Annotated in this window: 7 protein-coding genes and 1 riboswitch; of the genes, 5 read left to right on the top strand and 2 right to left on the bottom strand. The window is 38.5% G+C overall.

All coding sequences use genetic code 11. The features are described 5' to 3' along the window. Nucleotides 1–36: 36 nt before the first annotated feature. Complete coding sequence (locus tag C7B89_RS19035) at nt 37–831, bottom strand: carbon-nitrogen family hydrolase (RefSeq protein ID WP_115674321.1); 795 nt, start codon at nt 829–831, stop codon at nt 37–39. 96 nt (nt 832–927) lie between these two features. On the opposite strand from C7B89_RS19035, the gene C7B89_RS19025 reads away from it, so the two are divergent. Continuing rightward, nucleotides 928–2,097 carry a pyridoxal phosphate-dependent aminotransferase gene (locus C7B89_RS19025; protein ID WP_054549107.1) on the top strand — a complete coding sequence of 390 codons (1,170 nt, stop codon included), beginning with the start codon at nt 928–930 and terminating at the stop codon, nt 2,095–2,097. A gap of 42 nt (nt 2,098–2,139) precedes the next feature. Here C7B89_RS19025 and C7B89_RS19020 read toward each other — a convergent pair whose 3' ends face one another. After that, nucleotides 2,140–2,643, bottom strand: coding sequence for a PPC domain-containing DNA-binding protein (locus C7B89_RS19020; RefSeq protein WP_115674320.1), 504 nt, complete (start codon nt 2,641–2,643; stop codon nt 2,140–2,142). Nucleotides 2,644–2,765: 122 nt separating this feature from the next. After that, a riboswitch (SAM riboswitch) is annotated at nt 2,766–2,869 on the top strand. 88 nt (nt 2,870–2,957) lie between these two features. Between C7B89_RS19020 and C7B89_RS19015 the strand changes: the two genes are divergently transcribed. From C7B89_RS19015 to C7B89_RS19000, 4 genes are all read left to right on the top strand, one after another. Next, nucleotides 2,958–3,788 (top strand): MetQ/NlpA family ABC transporter substrate-binding protein, encoded by an 831-nt coding sequence (locus tag C7B89_RS19015; protein WP_048393373.1) that lies wholly within the window; start codon nt 2,958–2,960, stop codon nt 3,786–3,788. Between the two features lie 107 nt (nt 3,789–3,895). After that, nucleotides 3,896–4,921 (top strand): methionine ABC transporter ATP-binding protein, encoded by a 1,026-nt coding sequence (locus C7B89_RS19010; RefSeq protein ID WP_115674319.1) that lies wholly within the window; start codon nt 3,896–3,898, stop codon nt 4,919–4,921. Continuing rightward, nucleotides 4,914–5,585 carry a methionine ABC transporter permease gene (locus C7B89_RS19005; protein WP_048393370.1) on the top strand — a complete coding sequence of 224 codons (672 nt, stop codon included), beginning with the start codon at nt 4,914–4,916 and terminating at the stop codon, nt 5,583–5,585. Before C7B89_RS19010 ends, C7B89_RS19005 begins: the two co-directional genes overlap by 8 nt. Nucleotides 5,586–5,598: 13 nt before the next feature. After that, the gene (locus C7B89_RS19000; protein WP_115674318.1) at nt 5,599–6,378 is read left to right on the top strand and encodes an enoyl-CoA hydratase/isomerase family protein; all 780 of its coding nucleotides are present in this window, start codon (nt 5,599–5,601) and stop codon (nt 6,376–6,378) included. The last annotated feature ends 8 nt before the right edge of the window (nt 6,379–6,386 follow it).

The following is a 6,386-nucleotide window of genomic DNA, read 5'->3' as shown; positions in this document are numbered from 1 at the left end:
TATAAAGGGTACACTTTATCCTAAGCGTGCCCTTTATTACACTTTCACAACTACATCGTGATACAGTCCTGGTCTACGATCATCGTAAACAGGAATTCTTCCACGTACTTCATCGACAATAGAAAAGTCTACATCGATCACTGCTACTTCCTCGTCCTCAGCACCTACCCATAATACTTCTCCCCAAGGCTGAATAATCATAGACTGCCCATTAAAATTTTCTACCTTTTTCGAAATACGATTAACTGCAATGACAAAGCATTGATTTTCAATTGCACGAGCCTGTAGCAACGTTTTCCAATGGTCAATCCTTGGAGTTGGCCACTGCGCTGGTACAAATAATACCTTTGCTCCTTGTAATGCATGTGCACGTAACCATTCTGGGAAGCGAATATCATAGCAAATGACACCAGCAGCTTCAATATCATCTAAAGCAAAACGATTCATTTCATCCCCTGCTTCCAAGTAAAGATGCTCGTCCATTAAACGGAAAAGATGTGCCTTGCTATATTCCCCAACAAGTTCTCCATTACGATCAAAGGTATACATCGTATTATAAAATTTATCGCCTTTCTTTGTTGAAACAGAGCCCCCTACAATATGTACATCAAGTTCCTTAGCAAGTTTAGCCAAAAAGGCCTTTGTCCGCTCACCATTGATATCTGCTAGCTCAGGCAGTTTCTCTAAAGCATAGCCTGTATTCCACATTTCAGGTAACACTATGATTTCTGCCCCATTTTTTGCAGCTTCACGAATCTTATCCTCGGCACGTTCAAAATTTTCTTCAACTTTGCCAAAGCCAACATTTAATTGAATACAACCGATTTTCATCTCTATTCCTCCTCTAGACAATTAACAGAAAAAGTAATACTATTTGCTTCATATTCTTCAATAATAATTATTATATTCTGAAAAAGGTGATCATGCATGGAATTCTCTAAAAAACTACAGCAACTACCCACTCAATTTTTTGCAGCACTCGTTCAAAAAGTAAACTTGGCTCTAGAAGAAGGGCGTGATGTCATTAACCTTGGGCAAGGAAATCCCGATCAGCCAACGCCTATTCACATCATTCAAGCATTACAGGAAGCAGCTGAAAATCCTCAAAACCACAAATATTCACCATTTAGAGGTCTCGCTGAATTACGCCAAGCTGCTGCGGACTTTTATCAACGTGAATATCAGGTAGAACTAAATCCAGATACAGAGGTAGCGATTCTTGGTGGAACAAAAATTGGTCTAGTTGAGCTACCTTTAGCTGTGTTAAACCCTGGTGACACGATGCTCTTACCAGATCCTGGCTATCCAGATTACCTATCAGGTGTTGTACTAGGAGACGTCAATTTTGAAGTAATGCCCCTTTTTGCTGAAAATGATTTCTTACCTGATTATCATGCATTACCTGATGAAGTGAAAGAAAAAGCAAAGCTTCTTTACTTAAATTACCCGAACAACCCTACAGGTGGTACAGCATCACTTGCGTTTTTTGAAGAGACCGTTCGCTTTGCGAAGGAGCACAATATTATCGTATCACATGATTTTGCTTATGGGGCAATAGGATTTGACGGTAATAAACCAGTTAGCTTCCTTCAAGCAAAGGGTGCAAAAGAAGTAGGAGTTGAAATGTATACATTATCGAAAACCTATAATATGGCTGGCTGGCGTATAGGCTTCGCTGTAGGGAATGCCGAGATTATTGCTGCTATTAATCTAATTCAGGATCATCTGTTTTGTAGTCAATTCCCTGCCATTCAACAAGCCGCAGCAGTAGCACTGACGGCTTCCCAACAATGTGCGGATGAACTACGAGCTACTTATGAGCGTCGCCGCAATGTACTCATTGAAGAAGCTCGAAGAATTGGCTGGCATGTTACGGCTCCAAGTGGCTCCTTCTTCGCATGGCTCCCTGTACCACTAGGCTATACAAGTGAACAGTTTGCTGATCTTTTGCTCGAAAAAGCTGATATCGCTGTAGCAGCAGGTAATGGCTTCGGTCAATATGGTGAAGGCTATGTACGCGTAGGATTGCTGGTTAGTGAGGAGCGCTTACGTGAAGCAATCCATAGAATCGAGCAATTACAATTGTTTAAAAGATAATGACGCCATATCCTGTAGCTATCCCTAGCTACAGGATTATTACTATTTTTCAATTTTCCTTGGTTGCCCTAAACCATTTTCTAATGGATAAAATTGAACATGACCTGTTTCATCATCCCATTTTCGAATATGTTGAATCCCTTGTACCTCTGCCAACACGATGTCAGCAGTAATAACAGGGTTGCCCCCTTTTATTAAATGCCCACCTGATACAACACCCCATTGATCGCTCATAGAACCATGGAAATGTGTCTCATATCCACCATCTCGCTTACACACCACACCTGAACCTTGAATAAATTCTAATGGTCCCTCTTTTTCAATCACATCACTAAAACGAACTTGAATTTGAACTGTTGCATCTGGCACTAAATAAACAAAGCTACTTTTTTGAAAGCTGCCAATACAGCTTAAAATTGTTGCTGACTCTATACTATTCTCTTCGCAAAGCGCTTCAATTCCTTCAATGATATCTGTTCCCGTTAGAAAACGAGCACTAATAACCTTACCAAATGAACCTATACCATAATTAACTCTTACAGACATTGTTATCCCTCTTTTGCGTCGAAATATTATAATTATATAAAAAATTTAAAAATTATTTATTGACTTACTATACCCTATAAATTATATTAGTTCTATCGGAATTACAAAAAAATATTATAAATCTCTTATCAAGAGTAGCTGAGGGACTGGCCCTATGAAGCTCGGCAACCTCCTTTTATAGGAAGGTGCTAAATCCTGCAAACGATCTTCGTTTGATAGATAAGAGAGGACATCTTTTCATGAGCCTCTCTTAATTTGTAAGAGAGTTTTTTTATTTTCAAAAAACCGATAAAAACAATCTTGGAGGTATTTTCATGAAAAAGAAAAATAAATTTTTAGTAGGTTTAGCAAGTTTAACATTAGTAGCAGCTTTAGCAGGCTGTGGCTCTAAAGAAGATAGTAAAAGCCAAGCTGAAGGAATTGATGAAAAGAAAATCGTTGTAGGCGTCACTTCTGGTCCACACGAACAAATTGCAGAAGTAGCCGCTAAAGTAGCAAAAGAAAATGGGCTAGAAGTAGAACTAAAATCATTTTCTGACTATGTTTTACCTAATACATCCTTAGCTGAAGGTGATCTTGATGCGAACAGCTATCAACACGAGCCTTTCCTAGATACATTTAATAAAGACCATGATACAGATTTAGTACCAGTGGGCAAGACGATTTTAAATCCAATGGGTATCTACTCAGAAAAATATAAATCCTTTGATGACATTCCTGACGGTGCAACGTTTGGCTTACCAAATGACCCAACGAATGGAGCACGTGCCCTCTTTGTTTTACAGGAAGCTGGCTATATTAAGTTAAAAGAGGGTGCAGACTTAACAGCCTCGATCCGTGATGTAGAAGAAAACAAAAAGAATTTAAAATTCATTGAATTAGAGGCAGCTCAAATTCCTAAACAACTTAGTGAAGTAGATGTAGCAGCTATTAATACAAACTTTGCACTAGAGGCTGGCATTAACCCTAAAGATGACTCTATTTTATTGGAATCTACTGATTCTCCATACGTGAACTATATTGTTGTACGTGCTGAAAATGAAAATGATCCAACAATTAAAAAGTTCGTTGAGGCTTACCAATCTGACGAAGTGCGTCAATTCATCGAAGAGGAATTCAAAGGTTCTGTAATCCCTAGCTGGTAATATGTTCAGAAAGCTTCTATAAAGCCGAAGAATCTGCTGAAATTCCCCAATGGGAAGACGAGCAGATTCTTGCTTTTTAGAAGGTTGAGAAAGGAGCAAACAATCGCATGATTCAATTACAAAATATCTCAAAAGAATTTAAATCGAAAAAAGGCATCATAAAAGCTGTGGATGGCATCAACCTTCACGTAAAAAGGGGACAAATTCATGGTGTAATCGGCTATAGTGGTGCTGGTAAAAGTACACTCATTCGTTGCGTTAATCTACTAGAACGTCCTACAGCAGGAAAAGTAGTGATAGACAATGTAGACATTACGACCCTTTCTCTTCACGAATTACGTCAAACACGCCAAAAAATCGGGATGATCTTCCAGCACTTTAATCTCTTAAAAACAGCAACAGTTTACAATAATATTGCAGTTCCCTTAAAGCTACTAGGCTATAAAGAGGCGGAAGTAAAAAACCGAGTAGCTAAGTATGCTGAAATTGTCGGTTTAACAGATAAACTAGATAGTTACCCAAATCAACTTTCAGGTGGTCAAAAACAGCGTGTGGCTATTGCACGTGCCTTAGCACAGGAACCAGAGATTTTACTTAGTGACGAAGCAACAAGTGCACTTGATCCTGAGACAACGGAAGCCATTCTTGAATTGTTGTTAAAAATTAATCGTGAATTAGGCATTACGATTCTGCTCATCACACATGAAATGAATGTAATTCAAAAAATTTGCGATGAGGTTTCTGTTCTAGAATCAGGGAAAGTTGTGGAATTTGGCACAGCGATTGAACTTTTTGCGAAACCGAAGCACCCTACAACGCGAAAGTTTTTGAATACAATTTCACAACGTAATTTATCCCCTTCTCTTATTGAGCAATTAAATGTTTCAGGAAGTGTAATCCGTTTAACATTCCTTGGTGAAAGTACTGGTAAGCCATTATTAGCAGAAGTCACTAAGGTATATGATGTGCAACCAAATATTTTAACAGCCAATATTATTGAATTAAAAAACGGTATTGTCGGCAATATTGTGGTGCATTTACATGGCGAAACGCAGATTGTCCAAAAGGCGTTAACGTATTTTTCAGAAAATGGCGTGGCAGTGGAAGAATTAGGAGGTGCGTTCAATGAGTAGTATCCAAAGCTTCTTTACAGATTGGTCAGATGTTATTGGCAAAGCAATTATCGAAACATTTCAAATGGTCGGAATTTCATTATTTTTCTCCATTCTGATTGGCATTCCATTAGGGCTATTAATCGTTTTAACACGACCAGGACAATCCTTTGAAAATAAATTTTTCTATCAGTTTTTTAATCTATTTATCAATATTGTTCGCTCTGTTCCATTTATCATTTTACTATTCTTCATCTTACCTTTTACCAAGTTAATTGTAGGTACAACAATTGGTGTTAAAGGTGTAATCGTACCACTAGTTGTTTACACAGCTCCTTATATTGCACGACTGATGGAGTCTGCGCTTTTAGAAGTGGATTCCGGAGTAGTAGAAGCCTACACAGCCATGGGTATTAAACGTCGCCATATCATTTGGCATGTCCTATTACGTGAAGCGCGACCATCTATTATTTTAGGCTTAACAATTGCCACAATAGGATTAATTGGTGCGACAGCAATGGCAGGAATGGTTGGTGCTGGCGGTTTAGGTGACCTTGCCTATCGTTATGGTCATTTGCGCTATGAGGTTGATGTGATGTATGCAACTGTCTTTATCTTAATCATCCTTGTGCAGAGCATTCAATCCATTGGTAACCGCTTCGCCGCGAAGTTGAAAAAAGATTAAGAGGAGAATGAAGATGACAAACGAAATTTATGTAGAGAAAAATGGCTATATTGCAACGTTAGTATTAAACCGCCCGGATAAACGGAATTCTTTATCAAGGGCAATGTTTCAAGCCATAGTAGACCAACTAGAGCTGCTCCGTATAGATTCTTCCATCAAACTTTTAATTGTTCGCGGTGTCAATGAAGTAGCCTTTTCTTCCGGTGCAGATATTAGCGAGTTTTTAGATGTTCGTTATGCTACAGACAATGCTAAAGCCTATAATGAATTGGCTCTAAAGGCGATCGATGCTCTCTATAAATTTCCACACCCGACAATTGCTATGATTCAGGGCTTAGCAATTGGTGGTGGCTTAGAGTTAGCAAATGCTTGTGATTTTAGAATAGCAACGCCTAAGAGTAAGCTAGGCATTACCGCTGCAAACATAGGTATTGTCTATAATTTAGAAAGCACGAAACGTCTCATCAATATTGTTGGTGTCGCTAAGGCAAAGGAAATTTTGTACACAGCTACTATTTTTACAGCTGAAGAAGGAAAAAATATTGGTTTAATCACGGCCCTACACGAACCAGAGGAAATTGATGAGGCGACATTGCAATTCGCTGAACATCTATTAAGTAAATCATCCATTGCAAACGCAGGCATCAAAAAAATTATCCAGGCGATTGTAGATGGTGAAAATGAAGAAAGCGATGAGCTGGCACAGTTAGTTTTGGATTCATTTAGTTCAGACGATTATAACGAAGGTATTCAAGCCTTTTTAAATAAAAGAAAGCCTATTTTCAATAAATAAGTGAGGTA

The sequence above is a fragment of the Lysinibacillus capsici genome, assembly GCF_003367505.1.
GTDB lineage: Bacteria > Bacillota > Bacilli > Bacillales_A > Planococcaceae > Lysinibacillus > Lysinibacillus capsici.
Note: the sequence above shows the minus strand (reverse complement) of the source record. Positions and strands in the feature narration are given on the sequence as shown.

Excerpts from the sequence above, each read along its gene's own strand:
- C7B89_RS19035 (WP_115674321.1), bottom strand. The coding sequence starts at position 831 with ATGAAAATCGGTTGTATTCAATTAAATGTTGGCTTTGGCAAAGTTGAA.
- C7B89_RS19025 (WP_054549107.1), top strand. The coding sequence starts at position 928 with ATGGAATTCTCTAAAAAACTACAGCAACTACCCACTCAATTTTTTGCA.
- C7B89_RS19020 (WP_115674320.1), bottom strand. The coding sequence starts at position 2,643 with ATGTCTGTAAGAGTTAATTATGGTATAGGTTCATTTGGTAAGGTTATT.
- C7B89_RS19015 (WP_048393373.1), top strand. The coding sequence starts at position 2,958 with ATGAAAAAGAAAAATAAATTTTTAGTAGGTTTAGCAAGTTTAACATTA.
- C7B89_RS19010 (WP_115674319.1), top strand. The coding sequence starts at position 3,896 with ATGATTCAATTACAAAATATCTCAAAAGAATTTAAATCGAAAAAAGGC.
- C7B89_RS19005 (WP_048393370.1), top strand. The coding sequence starts at position 4,914 with ATGAGTAGTATCCAAAGCTTCTTTACAGATTGGTCAGATGTTATTGGC.
- C7B89_RS19000 (WP_115674318.1), top strand. The coding sequence starts at position 5,599 with ATGACAAACGAAATTTATGTAGAGAAAAATGGCTATATTGCAACGTTA.